This is a genomic window from Klebsiella sp. I138 (assembly GCF_051131765.1).
Taxonomy (GTDB): domain Bacteria; phylum Pseudomonadota; class Gammaproteobacteria; order Enterobacterales; family Enterobacteriaceae; genus Klebsiella.
On the sequence record NZ_CP180447.1, the window covers coordinates 626,551 to 649,521 of the forward strand.

Sequence of the window (22,971 nt, forward strand, 5' to 3'; positions counted from 1 at the left end):
ATTGTCGCGACTGAGGAAGGGAAATGGTGCGGCGTGTGAAATTACTTTGCTCTCTTTTAGTTATTCTCTCAAGCCAGACTGCGCTGGCCGTAAGCTACCCGTTGCCGCCGGAAGGAAGCCGTCTGGTAGGTAGCCCGCAGCTGATTACCGTACCGCAGAATAATACTCAGCCATTAGAAGCCTTTGCGGCGAAATACGGGCAAGGGTTGAGTAATATGCTGGAAGCTAACCCCGGCGTAGATGTCTTCCTGCCCAGGTCAGGCACGACCCTGGTTATCCCGCAGCAGCTGATTTTACCTGCCACGGTACGCGACGGTATCGTGGTCAACGTCGCGGAAATGCGCCTTTATTACTATCCTCCGCAAGGAAATACTGTTGAAGTTTTGCCAATTGGTATCGGCCAGGCGGGGCGAGAAACGCCACGTAACTGGGTGACTACCGTAGAACGTAAACAGGAAGCGCCAACCTGGACCCCAACCGCGAATACCCGACGTGAATATGCCAGCAGAGGCGAAAGCCTGCCGGCGTTCGTTCCGGCCGGACCAGATAACCCGATGGGGCTGTACGCGATTTATATCGGCAGGCTATACGCTATTCATGGCACGAATGCCAATTTTGGTATCGGGCTGCGCGTCAGCCAGGGATGCATTCGCTTGCGTAACGATGACATTAAGTATCTGTTTGATAATGTGCCGGTCGGCACCCGCGTGCAAATTATCGACCAGCCGGTGAAGTTTACCGAGGAACCCGACGGTAGCCGCTGGGTTGAAGTTCATGAACCGCTGTCGCGCAACCGCGCGGAATACGAATCTGACAGAAAAGTGCCGTTGCCCATGACCGCTGGGATACAGGCGTTTGTGAAGGGTGAAAGCGTCAATGTCAATCAGGTGGAGCACGCGCTTGAACGGCGCTCTGGCATGCCGGTCAAGATCAGCGAGGCCGGGTCAGTAAACCATTTCGGCAGCTGACGACCGGTATTGACGTTGACCTGCACAGCGTCATGCTGGAAACAGAAGCATGACGCGGCCTTTTATATTTTGTCGGACCAGATGACCAACCCAATCCCCGATAAAATAATTAACGTTGAAATGACCAGCTGAAGGTCCAGCGCCTCATTCATAAACAGGGCGCCACCCAGTGCAGCCAGACAGGGCACGCTTAACTGAACAGTGCTGGCGGTGGATGACGAGAGCTTTGGCAGTAAGGTATACCACAGCAGATAGGCCCCCGCAGAAGTGATAGCACCTGCGATTATCCCCAACAGTAGCCCCGTCGTATCAAGCTGTAGCGCGTTGAAATGCACTGCGATGGCCAGCAGCGCAATGGGAACGGAGAGAATGAAATTCCCTGCGGTGGCCGAGGCAGCACTGGCTGCCGTTCTTCCGGTAATACAGTATGCCGCCCAGGCGACGCCGGACAACATCATCATGCCAGCAGCAAACGCAGGCGGGGGCGCGGCGCCTGGCAGGAGCAAAATGCCTATCCCTGTCAGTGCGGCGAGGATACCAATAACTTTCCAGCGGGTGATTTTCTCGCCATGCAACATCCCCCAACCGGTCATGACCAGCTGGACCGTGCCAAACAAGAGCAGGGCGCCCGTCGCCGCGTTTAACGACACATAGGCGATAGAAAAGGCAAACACGTAACCAGACAATAACAGCGCGTTGAGCGGGCTGTATTCGATTTTATAGCTTCCGCGGCGAAGGAGAATAAGCAGGTACAGGGCCAGCGCGCCGCTCATCAAACGTATACTGCCAAATGAGATCTCATCGATATAACCGCCTGTTATTGCCACCCTGCAGAGTACCGAATTGGCTGCAAATGCGGTCATTGTCAGCAGGATTTTTAATAACATAACCGTGTCTCCGGGGCCAGGCTCGGACGACGTCTCTCAACCTGCTGGGGATAATCATTCAACCATTGTGCCGGATTGTCATTGTCGATAATACAGAAAAGGGAGCTATAGCCCCCTTATCAGTCAATCAGGCGTGATGACCGGCCATAACGCCACCGTCAATATCCCAGATGGCGCCCGTAACCCAGCCGGTATTGTCGGACAGCAGGAACGCCACGGTTTCGGCAATATCGGCCGGAGAACCTACGCGACCGATCGGATGGAAACTGTCAAAGCTGTTCATAACCGCGTTAACTTCCTCTTTCGGGATAAAACCTTCGTAAATCGGCGTGTGAACAACTGCAGGAGCGACGGCATTGACGCGAATGCCGCTCGCACCCAGCTCGATAGCCAGATTTTTGGTCAGCGCATGCAGACCGGCTTTTGCCATCGAGTAAGCAGAGGATGGCGTGGCACCGATAGCCTGATGCGCCCACATTGAGCCGATATTAACGATGGCGCCCTTGATCCCTGCCGCCACCATATTGCGTACTACGTCACGGGTGATAAAGAAGGTTGAACGGTTAATATTCATATACATATCATAGTCAGCTGCATCGTGTTCGGTAAAAGGTTTCGGGAAGAAGACGCCTGCCGCATTCACCAGCAGGCTGATATCCCGGTGCTCAGCATTGATGATATTGGTGACATGCTGCATGCCTTCCGCGGTCATCAGATCGGCAACAATGATGGCAACCTGGCCGTATGCAGATAAAACCCGGCAGGCTTCTTCTGCTTTATCCTGACGGTTTCCCACTAATACGGCGCTGCCGCCGTTTTTCAAAACGTGTTTTGCCGTTTCAAAGCCTATGCCGCTGGTACCGCCGACTACTAACAATTTTTTACCTGCAAATGATGTTGTCATCATAACCTCTGTACTGGTTTGCCTGTGATGTGAAAGCGGCCGTTGGCTCGTCTTTCTGTGGCGGCATATTCACACTGACGACCAGGGTTGGCGAATCAGAAGATATTTAATGACGAGATAGAAATTCTATTTCGGGGTAAAGGTTCTGTGCCAGAATAGACGAAACCCCTTTATGGATAACCATCATGCGATCGCTCAACCGGCTTAAATGGCTACATGCCTTTGAAGCCACGGCACGACACGGCAGTTTTACGGGAGCGGCAGAAGAGCTGGGCGTCACACCTGCCGCGGTCGGGCAGCTCGTCAGATCGCTGGAGGAGTGGGTGGGGTATCCGCTGCTACATCGGGTGCGTAGCGGCAAGGAGAGGCTGGCGTTAGTCGGTGAAGCGCAGGCGGCTTTAAAGGATATCAGCGAAGGTCTGGACAGCCTGGAACGCGGCCTGAATAAACTAAGAGGAAGAAAATCTCGCTCAGTCATTGTGCTTACCGCCTCCCAGGTGCTGATGATGAACTGGCTCATGGAACGCCTGAATCGCTTTTCGGAACAGCATGAGAATATTGATATCCGGCTCGATGTCACCGAGAAACTCATGGACGTGGTACACGGTGAAGCCGATATGGGTATTCGCTGCGGCCCTGGTGACTGGAGCGGATTAAGCAAAACGTGGCTTATGGATGAAGACGTGGTGATGGTCTGCAGCCCGCTGCTGTTGCCCGATATCACTGGCTGCACGCCGGCGTGGTTGTCAGAGCAAAAGCTGATCCATGATGATACGCCGCATCCTGGCGCTCATTTCCCCTCCTGGGACGCCGTGCTGGCAAAAATCAGCGCCCCGCCAGCCCGGATGAGCGGTCTGCATATTAACTCGACCTCCGCCGTCATTCTGTCCGCCCTGAGTGGGCGAGGGGTGGCAATGGTCCGCCGGGCATTGGTTCAGCAGGCGATCGATAACCAGCAGTTGCGCGTACTGTTTAGCGATTTTAGCTGGCCGCTTACCTGGTCCTATTATCTGGTGATGTCTGAACATTCGCAGATGCGACCTGAAGTGAAAATCCTCCACGACTGGTTGATCCATGATGTGAAACCAGCGCTGTGACCGACGTTGCGAGACAGGATGTGGCAAAGCAAAAAGCCCGCTTAGTTTCCTAAGCGGGCTTCTTAAATATGGCTCCTCTGACTGGACTCGAACCAGTGACATACGGATTAACAGTCCGCCGTTCTACCGACTGAACTACAGAGGAATCGTGTGAACGAGGCGAATACTACTGGCCTTACATTTTTGTGTCAACACTAAAATTAACTCACTGATTCAACTGGCTAAATTTACGTCAACTCGTTGTTTTAGTGCACTGTGTGCTTATCGTCGTCATCCAGTAGACCATTTTCACGTAATCTTTGTAAGGGGTCCTGGCGATAGAAATGGCAGAACCGTTGCCAAAGTGCCGGGAAGCGCGGGGCAAAAAGCTCGGGGGCGCTAAAGAAATATTCCGATAAGACGGCAAAACACTCTGCCGGGTCGGTCGCTGCGTAGGCGTCAATACTGGCGGCGCTCTCCCCAACCAGATCGATTTCATCCTGAATGTTATTCATCGCCGCGTGGAGGTCGTGCTCCCAGCCGGCAACTTCACGTAACGGAATCAGCGGTACGCCGCTGGCACGATCGCCATTGCGGGTATCCAGCTTATGCGCCACTTCATGCACGACGAGGTTGAAGCCGGACGCATCGAAAGAGTCCTGAATATCCAGCCAGTTAAGGATAATTGGCCCTTGCTGCCAGCTCTGCCCGGATTGCACAACCCGCTGATTATGGACCAGACCAATATCATCTTCCCATTCATCATCAACGACAAACGGGGCAGGGTAGATCAGCACTTCGTGGAAGCCATCCAGCCATTCGATGCCAAGCTCAAGGACGGGTAGACAGAACAACATCGCAATGCGGGCGTTTTGCAGCGGGGTGAGCTCGAGCCCTTGCAGGGCAACCAGACGTTTTTGTTGTAAAAAGCGTGCAGCCATCTGCACCAGTTCCCGCTGTTCTTGTGCAGAAAGATTGGCTAAAACAGGAATGGCAAGCGCTTGTTCCCAGGGCATTTCTGCGTTGCCGGACTCTTCATCTACTTTCCAGGGCCATTTAAACATCATATTGCTCGCAAAGTCGTCACTTGAACATAATTAAAGAGACAGGAACTATTAAAGTGCCAAAGAACCTGGCATTATAGCAACCTCAGCGGAGAGATGCCGGAGCGGCTGAACGGACTAGTCTCGAAAACTAGAGTAGGGGCAACTCTACCGGGGGTTCAAATCCCCCTCTCTCCGCCACTATTCAAACACTTACGTCAATTCCTTTCAACGACCCGCATCACACTTGGCATAGTGTTGGTATAACGGGGCGTCACATTCTCATCAATCATCATCCTCTGATTTCTCAACGACGGGAAGTGCTCACTTCGACGACACCCGCTGGCAGCAGCCTTTTGCCATTTGCAAAACAGGTGATAGAAGGGGGGCGGGCAGGTTTTTGGCGAGCGATACGGCAGCAGCGCTGCGTGAAAAAGCCCGCACGCGGCGGGCTTAGCTTAAGCGCGGAAAAAAACGCATCAGAACTGATAGGTTATGCCGACAGCAAACTGGTCGTCAGTCGCGGAGCCGGTGATGGCACTGTCTTTATCATCAAGCAGGTTAAATTTGTAAGCCGTGTAAACGTTGAAGTTTTTGTTAAAGTAGTACCAGGTGCCCAGTTCAACATAGTTCATAATTTCAGCATTTCTGCCATTGCCAGCCCCAAGATCTTTGCCTTTAGCATAGACATAGCCGAGGGATGGGCGCAGACCAAAGTCGAACTGGTACTGAACCACGGCCTCAATATTTTGCGTTTTGTTGGCGGTTTTGTTGATGAAAACGTCATTTTCTATCGGCGTCATATTGTGGGATTCGGCATACATTACCGCCGTGTAAAGGTTATTGGCGTCATACTTCGCTGCTAAGCTCCAGACTTCTGCGGTTTCGCCTTTGCGGTCCGCTGCCTGTTCGTCAGTGCGGTCCGAATTGCTGTAGGCAGCGGCAAAGCCAAAGCCATCGACGCTGTAAACGACCGACGTGCTATAGCCGTCACCGTTAGATTTTAAACGGTCGCGGTTATTATTTTTACCCTGGTATTGCAGCGCGAAATTCAGACCATCAACCAGACCAAAAAAGTCGCTGTTACGATAGGTGGCAACGCCGTTGGTACGGCCGGTCATAAAGTTGTCGGTAGCCACCAGACCATCACCACCCCATTCGACCAGCATGTCGGTAAAACCTGCTGCGTCATAAACCAGCCCGTAGTTACGGCCATAATCAAATGAGCCGAAGTCGGCGAGTTTCAACCCCGCAAACGCCAGGCGCGTTGCGCTACCCTGTTCGCCTTCTGGTTTATCCGCTTTGATATTGTACTCAAACTGACCGTAACCGGTCAGGCTGCTGTTAATCTGAGTTTCACCCTTGACGCCGAAACGAGCATAGGTGGTATCCTGGGAGTTATTGTCACTGTTGTCGCGGTCGGTATTGGTGAAAACATGCTCGCCTACCATTTTGCCGTAGAAGTCCAGCTTGTTGCCGTCCTTATTATAGATTTCTGCTGCGTTAGCCGCTCCGGCTATTAATAAGGCCGGAACCAGAAGTGCCAGTACTTTTCTTTTCATTATGTTTTCCCTTTGTATTATAATTAATATGAATGGAGATAAGTCTTGCTGAAAGCTATTTAATACTATCGGGAAGGTTCGGTATTTTTTAAAATAAAAATGTAAATAAATTATATTGAATATTTCAAAATGTTTCCATTTGAATCTTTATATTTTAAATCTATCATTATAAAACAATGCATTCATATGATTTATTGTCTTTCATAACATTGGGTTATTGGTTTTTTTAGATGAGGTTGTAGATTTTATTTAATATGGTTTTTTTATTCATTTTGCATAATGGATTTGGCTTGTTTATTTAATTCCGGTAATGCGTGTTTTAGATTGAGAGTGCCTGGGTGAACATTCATTTTGTTATGTCAAAATAATCATCTGGCATCTTAATTATTTTGTTCGCCACCTAAAGTCAGAAGGGCGGGTATATTATGCTCTGGGCTGCTATTTCTCTCTGTATACCCGCGGGCATCAGCACGGTTTCCCAGTCGCTGAAGGGACTGTTCCATCCTCTTTTTCACAGTATAATGTGACGTGCGTCACCTTTTTCCGGTGTCGCTGTTTCGTTGTCAGTTAAAGGAGAGGAATGAATGGAGCAGAAAGCGAAACGGAGCCCGGGTGGGAAACTTGCCCTGTGGGTCTTTTATGCCTTTTGTGGTTACTTTCTGTGGGCGATGCTGCGCTACTGGTGGGTCGTTGGCAAAATTGAAAGTGTTCCCGGAGCGGCAATAGATGGGGATCTTGGATCGACGACGGGTAAGTGGCTTGGCGCTCTGCTTGGGTTTCTTGTACTGAGCCTCGTGGGTGCCATTCTGGGCGCCATTGCCTGGTACACCCGGCCTGTTCCCGGGATGCATGAACATCACGATTAAAGTTGCTATGCTCAACGCTGGCCTTTTCTCAGAGGAACGCGCATGGAACAACTTGACTGGCAGCAACGATTTGAAGCCTGGCTCGCGGGGCATCATCCGCAGGGTGACTCGGCCCATGACATTTCGCACTTTCGTCGCGTGTGGGGAACCGCGCAGCGGCTGGCCGAAGACTGTCAGGTCGATCGTCTGGTCATTCTGACTGCCTGTTATTTTCATGACATTGTTAGCCTGGCAAAAAATCATCCTGAGCGCAGCCGCTCCTCGGTGATGGCGGCAGAAAAAACGCTGGGTATTCTCCAGTCGTCGTTCCCTGATTTTCCGCGTGAGTGCTATCCCGCTGTTTACCATGCGATTGAAGCGCACAGCTTCAGCGCCGCTATTGCACCGCAAAGTACGGAAGCCAAAATTGTCCAGGATGCCGACCGGCTGGAAGCGCTCGGCGCAATTGGCCTTGCCCGCGTTTTTGCCGTGTCCGGAGCGCTCAATAATATTTTATTTGATGCGGACGACCCCTTTGCAGACCGGCGTGAACTGGATGATAAAAAGTACGCGTTGGACCATTTCCAGCGCAAACTGTTGCGCTTACCCGAAACGATGCAAACGGACAAAGGCAAAGCGATGGCGGTGCACAATGCTCGCTTTCTCGTGCAGTTTATGGCCAAGCTCAGCGCCGAGCTACGCGGCGACCCGTTGTCGGTGGATGACGCGGTTTTAAGGCGCTTTGACCCACAGCCCTGAAACTGCTCACGCGATTTATGGTACCCTCTGCAAAATTGTCCGGGCTGGTTGAGGATATGCCGCAAAATTTATTGAAGGAAAAGAGCCTGTCATTGCCTCCGGAACATGCCGGGGAAGAGGCTCAGGCGCTGCTGCGCCGGCTGATGACAATATACGATGTAAAAACGCTGGTGGCATTTCTGCTGGCCGTTGGCGATCGTCACTGGAGTCCGGCAATATTAAAACGCGTGGCAACGGTTGACCGGGCGGCAAGTCGTATCACTGCCAACGAGTATGCCCGTCTGGCAACGCTGCTGCCGCCACCGCCGGCCCATCATCCCAATTATGCCTTCCGCTTTGTCGATCTCTTTGCGGGAATCGGCGGTATCCGCAGCGGTTTCGAAGCGATTCGCGGGCAGTGTGTTTTCACCAGCGAGTGGAATAAGCATGCGGTGCGAACCTACAAAGCCAACTGGTATTGTGACCCGGAACAGCATCGCTTCAATGAAGATATTCGCGATATCACCCTCAGCCATCGCCCGGATGTCAGCGACGAGCAAGCCGCTCAGCATATTCGCGACACCATTCCTCCGCATGATGTTTTGCTGGCGGGCTTTCCCTGTCAGCCTTTTTCGCTCGCGGGGGTCTCGAAGAAAAATGCCCTGGGCCGGGCCCACGGTTTCGCTTGCGAAACGCAGGGCACGCTGTTCTTTGACGTGGTGAGAATTATTGCTGCCCGGCGACCGGCAATCTTCGTCCTGGAAAATGTTAAGAATCTTAAAAGCCATGATAAGGGACGGACTTTCCGCATTATCATGCAGACGCTGGACGAGCTCGGCTATGAAGTTTCCGATGCCGGGCACAGCGGCGCGGACGATCCGAAAGTGATCGACGGGCGACATTTCCTTCCCCAGCACCGCGAACGTATTGTCCTGGTGGGCTTTCGTCGCGACCTGCAGCTGCATGACGGTTTTACCCTGCGCGATATCTCAACGCTCTTTCCGACCGCGCGCCCGACATTTGGCGATTTGCTGGAGCCGACGGTGGATGCCAAATTTATTCTGACGCCGGTGCTATGGAAGTATCTCTATTACTATGCGCGCAAGCATCAGGCGCTGGGCAACGGGTTTGGCTATGGCCTGGTTGATCCGCTCAATCCGCAGAGCGTGGCGCGCACGCTATCCGCGCGTTATTACAAAGACGGCGCAGAAATTCTGGTCGATCGCGGCTGGGACCGCCCGTTGGGCGAAAAACACTTCGATGATTCACAGAACCAGCTCCGCCGTCCGCGGCGGCTGACACCGCGCGAATGCGCACGGTTGATGGGGTTTGAAAGTCCGCAGGGCTATCGCTTCCGCATTCCGGTTTCTGATACCCAGGCATATCGCCAGTTTGGCAATTCGGTCGTCGTGCCGGTGTTTGCGGCCGTCGCAAAATTGCTTGCGCCGAGAATCGCCAGGGCCGTGGCGCGTCGTGAATCCGAGGATGAAGACGGTGGACGTCCACGATAAAGCCACGCGCAGTAAAAATATGCGGGCTATAGGTCAACGCGATACGGCGATTGAAAAGCGACTTGCGGTGCTGCTCAGCCAGGCCGGATTTGCATTTACTGTTCAGGATGCGGCTCTGCCGGGCCGCCCGGATTTTGTTGTTGCAGAGTACCGCTGTGCTATTTTTACCCACGGCTGTTTCTGGCACCACCATCGCTGCTATCTGTTTAAAGTCCCTGCGACGCGCACGGATTTCTGGCTGGATAAAATCGGTAAGAACGTTGCCCGGGATAATCGCGATATGGCGCGTTTACAGACGCAGGGCTGGCGGGTGCTGATTGTCTGGGAATGCGCGCTGCGCGGGCGGTTGAAGCTGAGCGATGAGGCGTTGACTGAACGCCTGGAAGAGTGGATCTGCGGCGGTGGTCACCGCGCGCAGATCGATACGCAGGGCATCGGCGAGTTAGAACTTACTTCTCCACCTCACAAGGCGTGACTTCTCTTCGCGCGGGAAACAGGTATTTTCCCAGCGTCACCAGCACAACGGCGAAAATAATAACGCCCAGCGCCAGCCATTCGACGGACGACAGGCTTTCACCGGCAAACCCGGTCCCCAGCAGTACTGCCACTACCGGGTTAACGTAGGCGTAGCTGGTGGCGACCGCGGGGGTAACGTTGCGAATTAAATACATATACGCGTTAATAGCGATAAGAGAGCCAAAAATGGCCAGATAGGCAACGGCAAAAATGCTGGACCACGACGGCATTTGGGTCAGAGTTTCGCCAGTCAGCCAGGAAGCGACCGCCAGGACTATCCCCGCGGCGAGCATTTCAATTGCCCCCGCCATCATGCCTGTCGGCAGCTCAATGCGTGAACCGTACACGGAGCCAAATGCCCAGCTCATCGAGCCGATGAGGATCAGGAATGCCCCCCACGGATTGCCACTCAGGTTGCCGCCGCTGTTAAGCAGAATGATCCCCGCCAGGCCGATAGCAATCCCCAGCCACTCAATCTTGCGGGTGGTGATACCAAAAAAACGGCTAAAACAGAGTGTGAAGAGCGGGACGGTTGCCACCATAACCGCCGCGATGCCTGAAGGCACATGCTGGTGCTCAGCCAGGGTGACAAAACCATTCCCGACAGCCAGCAGCAGGATACCGATCAGGGCCGCGTTAAACAGAGGTCTGAGCGGCGGAAGCGAGTGGCCGGTTGCCAGTAAATACGCCAGCAGCAGTCCACCGGCTGAGAGAAAACGAATGCCGGCCATCATTAGCGGAGGCCAGCTGGCGACCCCAACGGCGATGGCAAAATAGGTCGATCCCCAGATGATATAAAGCGCAAACAGGGCTCCGATAAGCGGCAGAAGCTGACGGGTAGACATACGTCCTCACGACGGTACAGAGATAGAAAGGAGGCATATAGTAAACGTGAAAACTACCGCGCTGGCGAGCGCTTTAATTGATCCATAATTGTTAAATTTATATTGACTATTTGCCGCTCTGGGCGAGAAAGCACTTTTACCTCATACTTATGCGAATACGACAGCTAAACGCTCAGGCCGTGGCCAATGGCTCGCATCACCGCCCGTGTGGTTTTGCCGTTAACTCTCAATAAATGAAGGAAGGTCATTTTGGCAGGAAGTAGTCTTTTAACGTTGTTAGATGATATCGCCACCTTACTTGACGATATTTCCGTGATGGGGAAGCTGGCAGCAAAGAAAACAGCCGGCGTGCTGGGGGACGATCTTTCCCTCAATGCTCAGCAGGTAACGGGAGTGCGCGCAAACCGTGAACTGCCCGTCGTATGGGGCGTTGCCAAGGGATCGTTCGTCAATAAAGTGATTTTAGTCCCGCTGGCCCTGTTGATTAGCGCATTTATTCCTTGGGCAATTACGCCTTTGCTGATGTTGGGCGGTGGATTCCTGTGCTATGAAGGCGTTGAAAAAGTGCTGCACAGCCTACAGGCGCGTAAACACAAAGAGGATCCGCAGGCCCGTCAGCAGCGTCTGGAAGCGCTCGCTGAGCGAGACCCGCTGGCATTTGAACGCGATAAAGTGAAAGGAGCGATACGGACTGACTTCATTCTTTCGGCCGAGATCGTGGCCATTACGCTTGGCATCGTAGCCGACGCACCGTTGTTAAATCAGATTCTGATTCTCTCCGGGATTGCCATTCTGGTGACTATCGGCGTGTATGGCCTGGTGGGGATTATCGTGAAGCTTGACGATATGGGCTACTGGCTGGTGGAGAAAAGCAGTGCGCTGGCGCAGTGGGTTGGCAAAGGGTTGCTGGCGATTGCGCCGCGTCTGATGAAGCTGCTCTCCGTCGTCGGAACGCTGGCGATGTTTCTGGTCGGGGGCGGTATTATCGTCCACGGCATTGCGCCGCTCCACCATGCGGTTGAACATTTAGCAGGTGAACAGGCCGGGCTTCTTGCGTCACTGCTGCCGACGGGCGTCAACCTGGTGCTGGGATTTATCGTCGGCGCGGTGGTGCTGGCTGGCGTGAAGGCTATTTCCAGGCTGCGTGCTACGGCGGAGTAAAATCGGCTGGTGATTACGCAAAATCGCTCAGCTTCGTCTATGGTGAAACAGTTTCTCCCAGATGACGGACTAAAAAATGGTATTGTTGGTCAGTGATGAAGTGAGGCGAAAGAGCGGAGGGCCGCGCATGGTTGTGACGGGCTTCGCCAGCGGAATGGTCGAGTGTCGTTGGTACGACGGTTTTGGCGTTAAACGCGAGGCATTCCGCGAAGATGAGTTAGTACGTGGGGATGGGCGACAGCAGAACGGTGCCTGACCCCCTATAGCGCCCGGCAAACGCCGGGCGTTTTGTCGTTTTATTGCTTGTTTAACAAACAGGGAGCGTTGATGACGTTTGTATCTTTGATTGTACTGCGAGAGAACAATGGATAAACCACAGTGGGTAGGAAGACTTCGCCGCGTTTCTAGCCCGGGACATGTGGTTAATTATTGTTTTGTCGCGGTATTATTCTTTTCTACGCTCTTGATATGGCGCGAGGTGATGGTGCTGGAAGGGGCGTACGTCACCAATCAGCGCAATAATCTGGAAAACGTCGCCCACGAAATGGACGGTCTGCTGCAGTTCAATATCGACAGGATTGTATTTTTTCGCAACGGGATGCAGTCGGCCCTTGAAACCCCACTGGATTTCGCGATTTTACGTGACGCAGAACAAGAGTACATGAGCAAACGTCATGAGCCAATCTGGTCCGTGGCGCTACATAACCGGCGGACGTTACCGGTATTTGGCGTTTCTGACGCCTTTGTTGACAGCCAGAGTTCGTTGTCCCGCAACGACTCCCTGACCGGCAATGAGCTGATGGCAGCCCTTGAACTGGGCTATCTTCTGCGCCTGGCTGACAACAACCGCGGTTTTAACGAGCGGATGCTTTACGTCTCGCGCAGCGGTTTTTTTACCAGTACCGAATCGCCAACAAGTGCCGCACAGGCGCAGATGCAGTATGTTCAGGCGATCGGCGCCCCGTGGTTTCTTCGGCAGTCGCAGCGCAGTAACCCCGGTCGCGGCGTGGTCTGGCAAACCGTTCTGGAAGAGGATGCGCAAAATGACGACCCGGTGGTAGCGGCCTCTATTCCCCTGGATTTCCGACATGACTGGCTCGGCGTGTTATCGATGGATTTTTCGGTACGCGAGATGAAGGCGTTTCTGGTCAGTGCCATTAAGGGCGGGCAGGAGGGGGAGTACCAGCTGTATGACAGTCGGCTCAACCTGATAGCCTCTTCGGCTTCGGATAATGTACTGACCCTGCTGTCACCCCGCGAGCAGGCGATGCTGAGCTATGCGTTTTTACATGAAAACCGGGGCGGGATTCGTTTGTTAACGCGCTATATCAGCTGGGAGAAGTTAAATAACTTTGATGGTGTACTGCTGCGAATCCATACCCTCCAGGAAGGCGTGCGCGGTGATTTTGGCTCCATTACTATTGCGCTGACGCTGATGTGGCTGCTCTTTACGCTGATGCTAATCATCTCCTGGCTGGTGATTCTGCGGATGGTGCGCAACATGAGCATTTTGCAGAAGTCTTTGCAGTGGCAGGCCTGGCATGATGCGTTAACCCGCCTGTTAAATCGCGGAGCCTTATTCGAAAGGGCGATCGTCACGAGCAAAACGTGCGAACGGACAAACCGTCCGATCGCAGTGATCCAGCTCGATCTCGATTACTTTAAGAAAGTGAACGATCAGCACGGCCACCAGGCGGGCGACCGCGTACTGTCGCTGGTTGCCAGTACTATTGCGAGCAATATTCGTGAGGGAGATCTGGCCGGTCGCGTTGGGGGCGAGGAGTTTTGCATTGTCATGCCAGATACCACATTACAGGCGGCGACCGCCATTGCCGAACGCATCCGTATTCGCATTTATAGCCGTGAAATCTTACTCTGCAACGATACGAGTCTGCGGATTAGTGCCTCGCTGGGGGTGAGCTGTAGTGGCGATCCGGCAGGATATAATTTTGAAAACCTGCAGTCAGTTGCCGATCATCGGCTATATCTGGCCAAGCAAAATGGACGCAATCAGGTGTGCTTTAAAGATTAGCGGCGGCATGCCTGAATCGAGAAATGAGATTTATCTTAAAAAAGTGCCCGGGGTAAATCAGAATTTGGGGAAGGGAGCCTGTAATAAACCCTTACGGTGTCTGGATTTTTGGCGATAGATAAAAAGTTCATATCATTTCTCAAATATTTTCTTCATGAATAGCTCTTGTCATGCAAAATAATTGAGGATAATGTTTTCCCCGCAACGGATTTCCCGGTGTAACGAATTTTCAAGTGCTTCTTGCATTAGCAAGTTTCATCCCGACTCCTGCGAGTCGGGATTTTTTTCACCTGTATCTAGCGGTTGATCTCAGTGACGCTAAAGTCATGAATATCGAGCTCAAAGGCTTCCGCTAGTTCACGCCAGGTGTGATAGTCGCGGCCATCAACGCTCACGTGGTGAGGGTCGTCTCGCGTACGCTGTATCTCACTCTCACTGATTTCATTAATCGCCGCCAGCAGGGCGTCAACATCGACATTCACCCCGTGACTTCCCGCATATCCACTACCTTTGGCGGTTTTCATCATGGCTACCTCGCTTGGTTCCGATCGTGCCTCTTTAAGTATAGGCATAAAATTTTTCTACGGATGATGCAGTGCAGCCGCCAGCTACGAGGCGCTGCGGTCTATAAAAACATCACTCACCGGGCGGGGCACTGCACAGCGGGCAGTTTTGTTCTACACTGGCTCAAAAATAGAGGAGATAAGTTATGCAGGTGAACGATCGTGTCACGGTGAAGACCGACGGTGGCCCACGTCGATCGGGTGTAGTTCTGGCAATTGAGTCGTTTAGTGAAGGGACAATGTATCTGGTTTCGCTGGAAGACTACCCGCTGGGGATCTGGTTTTTTAACGAAGCAGGGCATCCGGACGGGATTTTTGTTGAGAGAGAAGACTAGCTCGCAAAACGTCTGAACTGGCGGAGATCGCGCCGCCAGTTTTTCACCTGCGCCAGTGTCAGCGCAGGTTGACGTGTATTCCGCTGGTAATGTTTTCCGCCAGGCGAACGATGTGGTAAATCACCTGTTTATTGTGCGTCTGGATTTTCTTTTTAATATTTCCTTTATGCGATGAGACCGTCTTCGCCTTAATGTTCATTTGGCTCGAAATTTGCTCCGTGCCATAGCCGGCCATCCACATTTTCAACATATTCGACTCGGCGCGGCTTAGCGATAACGTCGGCATATTGATACGTGCGCTACTGTAATTATCATATTTAAGACGGTTACCCAGAATTTCATCAAGGTCTCTTGGCGTTAGCGATTTAGAGCTAATAAGTAAATTCTTACGCACCAGCAGATAGTGATCAAAATGAATGTTGGCCAGCGACATAAAGATAACAAATAGCGTTCCAGGATGCTGAGTTATGATATGTCGAATCAGCTGATTGCTCGGCGAATGATGAATAAAGCAATCTTCATTGATAAATACTACCGCCGGATGCATGAGCTCACAGCTCTCTTTCAGGCTTTCCGCAGAATGTACTTCAGTTATGTCTCGTTTCCTTATTCCCCGGCTGGTCAGATACCCGGACAATCCCAGTCGGGTATAGCTACACAAATCCATGATAATCGTTGACATGACCCATCCTCAATCAACACGTAACGATAATTTATCCCTCGCCCACAAGCGCGATGAAATCCATTTAAGTGGGTAATAAAAACCCGGTCCAGCACAGGAACCATCAGAGAGTCTAAACTATTCCGTAATATTGCCCATAATTTGCCAGGAATACTCCCAAAGTCATCTCAGTGTGGAGTTATGTGAGGGAATTAAAAGCAAAAATACGCATTTCCAGACAGGGTTAGGCGCGAATAGTGAATATTTTTAGGACTTTCCTTATGCTGACTGCGCGAATAATCATCTGCCTGTCATCGAGACTTCATTATGGATATTAATGAATATTGCGCGGTTGACGGGTAACTATTTTCTCCGCCGGCGACGGAGCCGTTCCGTTGGCGGTGATTTTCCTGAGTCTGACGCGGGTTGACGGGAAGGGTGGCGGGCATAACGCTTTAATGCCACAATACTTTTTTATCGGTTTGTGGGATGGATGATGAAAAAGATAGTGATTGCGGGTGCGCTGTTTACTCTGGCCGGATGCGTCCAGGTTGATAATTATGATGCCGTGGTCAAGGCGCCCGCGCCCGCCGGGTTAGAGGGATACTGGCAGTCTAAAGGCCCACAGAGCGAAATGATGAGCCCGGATGCGATTGCCAGTCTGATTGTGACCAAAAATGGTGACACCCTGGATTGCCGTCAGTGGCAGCGAGTGATCGCTACGCCGGGTAAATTAATGCAGCGTGACGAACAGGTCTACAACGTCACGTCCGCTCTGGATGTCTATCCCGTTGAGCGTTCGGGTAATACGCTGCAATACGATCGCATGACCCTGACCCGCGTTGACCGCCTGACTGCCGAATGCGAACAAGCATGGAAAAAGGCTGCGGGGAAAAACGCGCACTAAAGCCGCTGCGGGCTGACGCAACGTTCAGCCCGCGATATTTCCCGATACTATAGCACTTCTTCAATGACCCAAACGCTGACGCCTCCGCCGTTGCAGGTAAACGTGCCGGCGCCTTCGTCGTCGGTTTCCACCACCTCTTGCCGATTGCCGAGAAAGTCCTTCCAGCGCTTATTGCCGTAGTTAGCGCCCAGCGTCAGCAGCTTTTCGCCCTCATCGCCGTTAGACAGGACAACGACGCATCCGGGTTCCTCCTCGGTACCGCTGCGGCTAAAAGCGATGCAGTTGGGATGATCGAACCACAGGGTCTGGACGCCGTGAGCAAAACGCTGGCGGGCATCGATGAGTTCATGGAGTTGCTCAATCACCGGCATCTCGATGGCGTAAGTCTGGCCGTCACCGCCGGTATCTTCATAGCTGGCGCCGAAAAGATCGGCATAAAAAACCGAAGGTACGCCGTTTTCACGCAGCAGAATGAGCGCATAGGCCAGCGGTTTAAACCACGGCTCAACCGGTGCTTCCAGCGCCTGCAATGGTTGAGTGTCATGGTTGGTCACCAGAGTGACGGCGTGAAACGGGTCGGTTTCTACCAGCGTGCCGCTGAAAATCTGACTCATATCGTAGTCGCGACCCTGGCGTGATGCCTCGTGAAACTTCATCTGCAAAGGGGCGTCAAACAGCATCGTCTTGCCGTCCACTCGCTCGATATATTGCTGGAGTTTATCCACTTCATGCGACCAGTATTCAGCCACGATAAACAACGGTTTTGTTGCCACTTCCTGGACGTGATCGATCCAGGCTTTATAAAACCATGCGGGAATGTGTTTAACCGCATCAAGGCGGAAACCGTCGCAGCCGGTTTGCTCCATGACCCAACGGGCCCAGTACTTTAGCTCCTCAGCGACCGCATGATTACGAAAATCGATATTCTCGCCCATCAGGTAGTCAAAATTACCCATCTCATCATCAACCTGGTCGCTCCAGCCTTCGGCGGTATAGTCATTAACGATTTTAAAAACGCCGTCCTCGTCGGGATTCTCAATGTGATCGACGCCGCTGAAGCATTTGTAGTCCCAGATAAACTGCGAATATTGCCCGGCCCGGATGGGGAAGGTGTAGCGGGTCCAGGCTTCGCACTCGATAATCTCATCGGCAATTTGCGTCCGGTCCTGTTCATCAACGCGCTGTACGCGAATACGCTCTTTTTCATCCGCACCCATTTTGTGATTGACCACGACATCGAGAAGAACGGCAATATCGTGCTGGCGAAGCGCGGCGATGGCGGCGAGGAGCTGCGATTTATCGCCATATTTTGTGGCGACGGAGCCTTTTTGATCGAACTCACCGAGGTCAAACAGATCGTAGCTGTCATAGCCAACGGAATAACCACCGGATGCGCCTTTGTATGCAGGCGGCAGCCAAATCATATTAATGCCAATTTCATTGAGGTTCGGTGCCAGGGCTTCGACCTCGCGCCACAACTCACCGCCGGTGGGGTAATACCAGTGAAAGCACTGCAGTAACGTGGGGTTTTTCATCTTCCGTGCTCCAGACGTCATCAAGCTGACCTCTGCAGTATGAGATATCTCCAGCAAATCCGATGAATTTTGGCTGCTTTTTCGCTATGTCTTAAATGGCTGCATATATAATGTTTTGGAATAAGATGTAGCGTATAGGTGTTGGTGAGTGAAACTAAACGCCTTACACTACAGGAAAATATCACTGTTAGGGGTATCTATGAAATTAGCACTTCTGGGTCGTCAGGCGCTGATGGGCGCAATGGCTGTCGTTTTCATGGCGGGCGTCAGCGCACAATCTTTTGCTGCGGAAAATCTGCTGGGTCAGATTAAAGAGCGCGGAACGCTGCGTGTAGGCCTGGAAGGGACTTATCCGCCGTTTAGCTATCAGGGCGACGACGGTAAGCTGACCGGTTTCGAGGTCGATTTTGCCAGTGAGCTGGCGAAACATCTGGGCGTGAAGGCCGATCTGAAACCGACCAAATGGGACGGGATGCTGGCTTCCCTCGATTCCAAACGGATTGACGTGGTGATTAACCAGGTCACGATTTCTGACCAGCGTAAGAAAAAATATGACTTCTCTACCCCATACACCGTTTCTGGCGTGCAGGCGCTGGTGAAAAAAGGTAACGAAGGTATTATCAAAACCGCGGCCGACCTGAAAGGTAAAAAAGTTGGCGTGGGTCTGGGGACCAACTACGAAGAGTGGCTGCGCCAGAATGTGCAGGGCGTGGATATCCGTACCTATGATGATGACCCGACTAAATATCAGGACCTGCGCGTAGGCCGTATCGATGCGATTCTGGTCGATCGCCTGGCAGCGCTGGATCTGGTGAAGAAAACCGGCAATACCCTGGCCGTGACGGGTGAAGCGTTCTCCCGTCAGGAGTCTGGCGTGGCGCTGCGTAAAGGCAACGAAGACCTGCTGAAAGCGGTTGATGGTGCCATCGCCGATATGCAGAAAGATGGCAGCCTGAAAGCGCTGTCGGAAAAATGGTTCGGTGCTGACGTAACTCAGTAACGGCTGGCGGTGAAAAAAGGCGCTTCTGATAGCGCCTTTTTTTATTTCGTACGCAAGTGCGTGCATAATAAAGATAACTCAGTCAGGAGGTACCATGTCACTGCAAAACTTAACGCGCTTCCCGCGCCTGGAATTGATTGGCGCACCGACGCCGCTGGAATATCTGCCGCGCTTGTCCGATCATTTGGGCCGCGAGATTTTTATCAAACGTGACGACGTGACTCCGCTGGCGATGGGTGGCAACAAGCTGCGTAAGCTGGAGTTCCTGGCAGCGGATGCGCTGCGCGAGGGGGCGGATACGTTAATCACGGCCGGCGCGATTCAGTCGAACCACGTTCGCCAGACCGCTGCGGTTGCGGCGAAGCTGGGCCTGCACTGCGTCGCGCTGCTGGAAAACCCAATTGGCACCCGTGCCGAGAACTATTTAACCAACGGCAATCGTCTGCTGCTGGATCTGTTTAATACCCAGGTCGAGATGTGCGATGCCCTGACCGATCCCAACGCCCAGTTGGAAGAGCTGGCAACCCGCATCGAAGCGCAGGGCTATCGACCTTATGTTATCCCGGTGGGGGGCTCGAATGCGCTTGGCGCGCTAGGCTATGTAGAAAGCGCGCTGGAAATTGCCCAGCAGTGCGAAGGCGCCGTCGAGATCTCATCCGTGGTCGTGGCATCCGGAAGCGCGGGCACCCACGCCGGTCTTGCTGTCGGGCTCGAACAGCTGATGCCGGGGGCCGATTTGATCGGCGTCACCGTATCGCGCAAGGTGGCCGAGCAGTTACCGAAGGTCGTTGCGCTGCAGCAGGCGGTGGCGAACAGTCTGGAGCTGCAGGCCAGGGCTGAGATTACGCTGTGGGATGACTATTTTGCACCGGGCTACGGCACGCCGAATGACGAAGGTATGGAAGCCGTGAAGCTGCTGGCGCAGCTGGAAGGCATTCTGCTGGATCCGGTCTATACCGGTAAAGCGATGGCCGGGTTGATCGACGGTATTCATCAGAAGCGCTTTAAGGATGAAGGGCCGATTTTATTTATCCACACGGGTGGAGCGCCGGCGCTGTTTGCCTATCATCCCCATATTTAAAGCAGAACATACAGAATGCAAGAAAGTATCCAACTGGTTATTGATTCCGCGCCCTATCTGCTGAAAGGCGCGGTGTTTACTTTACAGCTGAGCATCGGCGGCATGTTCTTTGGCCTGGTGCTGGGCTTTATTCTCGCATTGATGCGTATGTCGCCTCTCTGGCCGATAAGATGGCTGGCGAGAATGTATATTTCCATTTTCCGCGGCACCCCGCTCATCGCCCAGCTGTTTATGATCTACTACGGCCTGCCGCAGTTTGGCATTGAGCTGGATCCTATTCCGGCGGCGATGATCGGCCTGTCGCTGAATACCGCGGCCTATGCAGCAGAAACGCTGCGTGCAGCGATCGCGTCGATTGACAAAGGGCAGTGGGAAGCCGCAGCAAGTATCGGGATGACGCCATGGCAAACGCTGCGCCGGGCGATTTTGCCGCAGGCGGCGCGCGTGGCGCTGCCGCCACTCTCGAATAGTTTCATCAGTCTGGTGAAAGATACCTCGCTGGCGGCCACTATTCAGGTTCCTGAACTGTTCCGTCAGGCGCAGCTGATTACCTCGCGCACGCTGGAGGTGTTCACCATGTACCTGGCTGCCTCGCTGATTTACTGGGTGATGGCGACGGTACTGTCCTCGCTGCAAAACTATTTTGAAAACCAGCTTAATCGCCAGGAGCGTGATCCAAAATGAGTGCCATTGAAGTCAAAAACCTGGTGAAAAAATTCCACGGCCAGACGGTACTGCACGGTATCGACCTCAATGTGCAGGAGGGGGAAGTCGTGGCGATTATTGGCCCCAGCGGGTCCGGTAAAACGACGCTTCTACGCAGTATTAATCTGCTGGAGCAGCCGGAAAGCGGCACCATTCGGGTGGGTGACGTTACCATCGATACCGCGCGGAGCATCAACCAGCAAAAAGGTTTAATTCGCCGCTTGCGTCAGCACGTTGGTTTTGTGTTCCAGAACTTCAATCTGTTCCCGCATCGTACGGTACTGGAAAACATCATCGAAGGGCCGGTTATCGTCAAAGGTGAAGATAAGAATGAGTCTGTTACCCGCGCCCGGGAACTGCTGGCAAAAGTGGGGCTGACGGGTAAAGAAAATAGCTATCCTCGTCGTCTTTCAGGCGGTCAGCAGCAGCGTGTGGCGATAGCGCGCGCGCTGGCGATGCGCCCGGATGTGATTTTGTTTGATGAACCCACTTCGGCCCTCGACCCGGAGCTGGTTGGCGAGGTGCTGAATACTATCCGCCAGTTGGCCCTGGAGAAGCGCACGATGGTCATCGTGACCCATGAAATGAGCTTTGCTCGTGATGTTGCGGACCGCGCTATTTTTATGGATCAGGGCCGCATCGTCGAACAGGGAGAGGCGAAAGCGCTGTTTGCTAATCCGCAGCAGCCGCGTACCCGTCAGTTCCTTGAAAAATTCCTGATGCAGTAAACTTACCAGCTCGCAGCGGCCGTTCCCAGCGATGAGGGCGGCCGCGACCAGACCACCGGCGTACCCGCCAGCTGTAATGGAAAACGCAGACGTTCACCCAGACCGAAGGCCGACCACTCCATCGCCGGTAGAAAATCGCTCCGTCCCGGGGCACAAAAAGGCGGACCGTCATCCGGGGTTGGATATTGCATTAAACATGCCGCCACCCGAGCGAGAGATAAGCGAGCACGATAGCCTTCCCCGTATTCCGCACGCCGATAAAGACCTTTGAGCACCGCTGCCGCCATAAAATAACCGGTGGCGTGATCCAACGCCTGGACCGGCAGAGGCACCGGCCTGTCCGCCTGATACCACTCCTGACCCGCTGACGCAATCCCACTGGCCATCTGCACCAGACTGTCAAAACCGCGGCGGTTGCGCCAGGGCCCACTCCATCCCCAGGCATTCAGCGAGACATCGACCAGGCCGGGTCTGAGTCTGGCTCGCGTCTCGCTATCTAATCCCAGCGCGTCCAGCGCATCGGCACGATAGCCGTGCACGATAACATCGGCCTGACAGAGCAAATCTATTAAACGTTGCTTATCGATTGGTGTTTTTATATTCAGGTGCGCGCACCGTTTACCCGGCGTCATCTCTTCTTCCAGCGTAGGCTCGTGCCAGTCGGGTGGATCGATACGTAGCACCTGCGCCCCGAGACCCGCGAGCAGGCGGGTGGCCACTGGTCCGGCAATAATCCGCGTTAAATCGAGAACCCGAATGCCGAGCAGCGGCCTGCTACAATCCAGGCGCCAGTCGACGGGGGAGCCTGGCGGCAAGCATGCTTCAATTAGCAACGGTTCCTTACCGATAGCGATACCCTGTGGATGCTCTTGCCAGCCCCGGGCGCTGCGCATTGCCGCCGCGCAGCCTCCGGCCTCGACTACGGCCTGCTCCAGCGCTTCGGCCTGCCACTGACGCACCGCAGACGCCAAAGAATCACGCGTCTCATGTTCGCCTAACACGCGCGACATAGCCCGCCGGTGGTGGGCTGCGTTGGTATGTAAGCGGATCCAGCCTGCCTGAGTGGGGTAGTCTCCCGCCAGCGGATCCCACAGCGACTGGGGCGCCCGGTTTACAGAATACAGACTATGATTAAACCAGAAAGAAGCGAGGCGCCGATCGACCCGGGGTCTTTGTGCGGAGCCTGTTAGCTGTGCCAGATGTCCACCAACGATGGCGAAAGCGGCGGCGGCAAAATCGGTGACAGCAAAGCAGGAGGGAAGCGCCCCTGTTCCGGTAAATTCGATGTCCGGGGCGGGATGCAAACTAAAGGCCCGCCACAGCCGGGTATATATCGTTAGTAGCGATAAAGGATCCGACATACTCTTC

24 protein-coding genes and 2 tRNA genes are annotated in these 22,971 nt (G+C 53.4%); 16 read left to right on the forward strand and 10 right to left on the reverse strand.

The window, feature by feature from the left end:
• The first annotated feature begins 23 nt into the window (after positions 1–23).
• Positions 24–968 (forward strand): L,D-transpeptidase, encoded by a 945-nt coding sequence (gene ldtA, locus ACMYSK_RS02795; protein ID WP_434640048.1) that lies wholly within the window; start codon positions 24–26, stop codon positions 966–968.
• A 62-nt stretch (positions 969–1,030) separates the two neighbouring features.
• Here ldtA and ACMYSK_RS02800 read toward each other — a convergent pair whose 3' ends face one another.
• Together ACMYSK_RS02800 and ACMYSK_RS02805 are read right to left on the reverse strand one after the other, a co-directional pair.
• A complete protein-coding gene (locus ACMYSK_RS02800; RefSeq protein ID WP_434640049.1) occupies positions 1,031–1,855 on the reverse strand; it encodes a DMT family transporter in 825 nt (274 codons plus the stop codon).
• A 127-nt stretch (positions 1,856–1,982) separates the two neighbouring features.
• On the reverse strand, positions 1,983–2,759 hold the full coding sequence (locus tag ACMYSK_RS02805) for an SDR family NAD(P)-dependent oxidoreductase (protein ID WP_434643798.1): 777 nt from the start codon (positions 2,757–2,759) through the stop codon (positions 1,983–1,985).
• Between the two features lie 185 nt (positions 2,760–2,944).
• Between ACMYSK_RS02805 and ACMYSK_RS02810 the strand changes: the two genes are divergently transcribed.
• On the forward strand, positions 2,945–3,856 hold the full coding sequence (locus tag ACMYSK_RS02810; RefSeq protein ID WP_434640051.1) for a LysR substrate-binding domain-containing protein: 912 nt from the start codon (positions 2,945–2,947) through the stop codon (positions 3,854–3,856).
• Between the two features lie 69 nt (positions 3,857–3,925).
• Here ACMYSK_RS02810 and ACMYSK_RS02815 read toward each other — a convergent pair.
• Together ACMYSK_RS02815 and mtfA are read right to left on the reverse strand one after the other, a co-directional pair.
• A tRNA-Asn gene (locus tag ACMYSK_RS02815) sits at positions 3,926–4,001 on the reverse strand.
• Between the two features lie 100 nt (positions 4,002–4,101).
• Positions 4,102–4,902 carry a DgsA anti-repressor MtfA gene (mtfA, locus tag ACMYSK_RS02820; protein ID WP_434640052.1) on the reverse strand — a complete coding sequence of 267 codons (801 nt, stop codon included), beginning with the start codon at positions 4,900–4,902 and terminating at the stop codon, positions 4,102–4,104.
• Between the two features lie 87 nt (positions 4,903–4,989).
• Between mtfA and ACMYSK_RS02825 the strand changes: the two genes are divergently transcribed.
• A tRNA-Ser gene (locus ACMYSK_RS02825) sits at positions 4,990–5,079 on the forward strand.
• Positions 5,080–5,357: 278 nt separating this feature from the next.
• Here the strand turns inward: ACMYSK_RS02825 and ACMYSK_RS02830 are convergent.
• Positions 5,358–6,440, reverse strand: a complete 1,083-nt coding sequence (locus ACMYSK_RS02830) for a porin (protein WP_434640053.1) — start codon at positions 6,438–6,440, stop codon at positions 5,358–5,360.
• 584 nt (positions 6,441–7,024) lie between these two features.
• Here ACMYSK_RS02830 and drpB point away from each other — a divergent pair.
• The 4 genes from drpB to ACMYSK_RS02850 are packed head-to-tail and all read left to right on the forward strand — an operon-like array spanning position 7,025 to position 10,009.
• Positions 7,025–7,306 carry a cell division protein DrpB gene (drpB, locus tag ACMYSK_RS02835; RefSeq protein WP_434640055.1) on the forward strand — a complete coding sequence of 94 codons (282 nt, stop codon included), beginning with the start codon at positions 7,025–7,027 and terminating at the stop codon, positions 7,304–7,306.
• Between the two features lie 42 nt (positions 7,307–7,348).
• Entirely contained in the window at positions 7,349–8,044 is a 696-nt protein-coding gene (locus ACMYSK_RS02840) for a phosphohydrolase (protein ID WP_434640056.1), read from the forward strand.
• 56 nt (positions 8,045–8,100) lie between these two features.
• Entirely contained in the window at positions 8,101–9,534 is a 1,434-nt protein-coding gene (locus tag ACMYSK_RS02845; RefSeq protein ID WP_434640058.1) for a DNA cytosine methyltransferase, read from the forward strand.
• Positions 9,509–10,009 (forward strand): very short patch repair endonuclease, encoded by a 501-nt coding sequence (locus ACMYSK_RS02850; protein WP_434640059.1) that lies wholly within the window; start codon positions 9,509–9,511, stop codon positions 10,007–10,009. The genes ACMYSK_RS02845 and ACMYSK_RS02850 overlap by 26 nt, the downstream gene beginning before the upstream one ends.
• Here ACMYSK_RS02850 and yedA read toward each other — a convergent pair.
• Positions 9,984–10,895: a drug/metabolite exporter YedA gene (yedA, locus tag ACMYSK_RS02855; protein WP_434640061.1), complete on the reverse strand. Its 912-nt coding sequence runs from the start codon at positions 10,893–10,895 to the stop codon at positions 9,984–9,986. The genes ACMYSK_RS02850 and yedA overlap by 26 nt on opposite strands.
• A gap of 249 nt (positions 10,896–11,144) precedes the next feature.
• Here yedA and ACMYSK_RS02860 point away from each other — a divergent pair, with 249 nt between their 5' ends.
• The 3 genes from ACMYSK_RS02860 (at position 11,145) to dgcQ (ending at position 14,088) form a co-directional block, all read left to right on the forward strand.
• Positions 11,145–12,056 (forward strand): DUF808 domain-containing protein, encoded by a 912-nt coding sequence (locus ACMYSK_RS02860; RefSeq protein WP_434640063.1) that lies wholly within the window; start codon positions 11,145–11,147, stop codon positions 12,054–12,056.
• Between the two features lie 76 nt (positions 12,057–12,132).
• Positions 12,133–12,312 (forward strand): YodC family protein, encoded by a 180-nt coding sequence (locus tag ACMYSK_RS02865; RefSeq protein WP_434640065.1) that lies wholly within the window; start codon positions 12,133–12,135, stop codon positions 12,310–12,312.
• 108 nt (positions 12,313–12,420) lie between these two features.
• Positions 12,421–14,088: a cellulose biosynthesis regulator diguanylate cyclase DgcQ gene (gene dgcQ, locus ACMYSK_RS02870; protein ID WP_434640067.1), complete on the forward strand. Its 1,668-nt coding sequence runs from the start codon at positions 12,421–12,423 to the stop codon at positions 14,086–14,088.
• A 296-nt stretch (positions 14,089–14,384) separates the two neighbouring features.
• Here the strand turns inward: dgcQ and yodD are convergent, their stop codons facing one another.
• Complete coding sequence (gene yodD / locus ACMYSK_RS02875; RefSeq protein WP_434643801.1) at positions 14,385–14,612, reverse strand: YodD family peroxide/acid resistance protein; 228 nt, start codon at positions 14,610–14,612, stop codon at positions 14,385–14,387.
• A 185-nt stretch (positions 14,613–14,797) separates the two neighbouring features.
• Between yodD and dsrB the strand changes: the two genes are divergently transcribed.
• Positions 14,798–14,986: a protein DsrB gene (gene dsrB / locus ACMYSK_RS02880; RefSeq protein WP_004864183.1), complete on the forward strand. Its 189-nt coding sequence runs from the start codon at positions 14,798–14,800 to the stop codon at positions 14,984–14,986.
• 58 nt (positions 14,987–15,044) lie between these two features.
• On the opposite strand, the gene rcsA is transcribed toward dsrB, so the two are convergent.
• A complete protein-coding gene (gene rcsA, locus ACMYSK_RS02885) occupies positions 15,045–15,668 on the reverse strand; it encodes a transcriptional regulator RcsA (RefSeq protein ID WP_434640070.1) in 624 nt (207 codons plus the stop codon).
• Positions 15,669–16,140: 472 nt separating this feature from the next.
• On the opposite strand from rcsA, the gene yedD reads away from it, so the two are divergent.
• Positions 16,141–16,554, forward strand: a complete 414-nt coding sequence (gene yedD, locus ACMYSK_RS02890; RefSeq protein ID WP_434640072.1) for a lipoprotein YedD — start codon at positions 16,141–16,143, stop codon at positions 16,552–16,554.
• Between the two features lie 47 nt (positions 16,555–16,601).
• On the opposite strand, the gene amyA is transcribed toward yedD, so the two are convergent.
• Positions 16,602–18,089, reverse strand: coding sequence for an alpha-amylase (amyA, locus tag ACMYSK_RS02895; RefSeq protein WP_434640073.1), 1,488 nt, complete (start codon positions 18,087–18,089; stop codon positions 16,602–16,604).
• A 199-nt stretch (positions 18,090–18,288) separates the two neighbouring features.
• Between amyA and tcyJ the strand changes: the two genes are divergently transcribed.
• The 4 genes from tcyJ (at position 18,289) to tcyN (ending at position 21,603) form a co-directional block, all read left to right on the forward strand.
• Entirely contained in the window at positions 18,289–19,089 is an 801-nt protein-coding gene (gene tcyJ, locus ACMYSK_RS02900) for a cystine ABC transporter substrate-binding protein (RefSeq protein ID WP_434640075.1), read from the forward strand.
• A gap of 94 nt (positions 19,090–19,183) precedes the next feature.
• Positions 19,184–20,170, forward strand: a complete 987-nt coding sequence (gene dcyD / locus ACMYSK_RS02905; protein WP_434640077.1) for a D-cysteine desulfhydrase — start codon at positions 19,184–19,186, stop codon at positions 20,168–20,170.
• A 15-nt stretch (positions 20,171–20,185) separates the two neighbouring features.
• A complete protein-coding gene (gene tcyL / locus ACMYSK_RS02910) occupies positions 20,186–20,854 on the forward strand; it encodes a cystine ABC transporter permease (protein ID WP_434640079.1) in 669 nt (222 codons plus the stop codon).
• Positions 20,851–21,603: an L-cystine ABC transporter ATP-binding protein TcyN gene (tcyN, locus tag ACMYSK_RS02915; protein WP_434640081.1), complete on the forward strand. Its 753-nt coding sequence runs from the start codon at positions 20,851–20,853 to the stop codon at positions 21,601–21,603. The genes tcyL and tcyN overlap by 4 nt, the downstream gene beginning before the upstream one ends.
• 2 nt (positions 21,604–21,605) lie before the next feature.
• Here tcyN and ACMYSK_RS02920 read toward each other — a convergent pair whose 3' ends face one another.
• A complete protein-coding gene (locus ACMYSK_RS02920; protein ID WP_434640083.1) occupies positions 21,606–22,964 on the reverse strand; it encodes a CoA transferase in 1,359 nt (452 codons plus the stop codon).
• Positions 22,965–22,971: the final 7 nt, after the last annotated feature.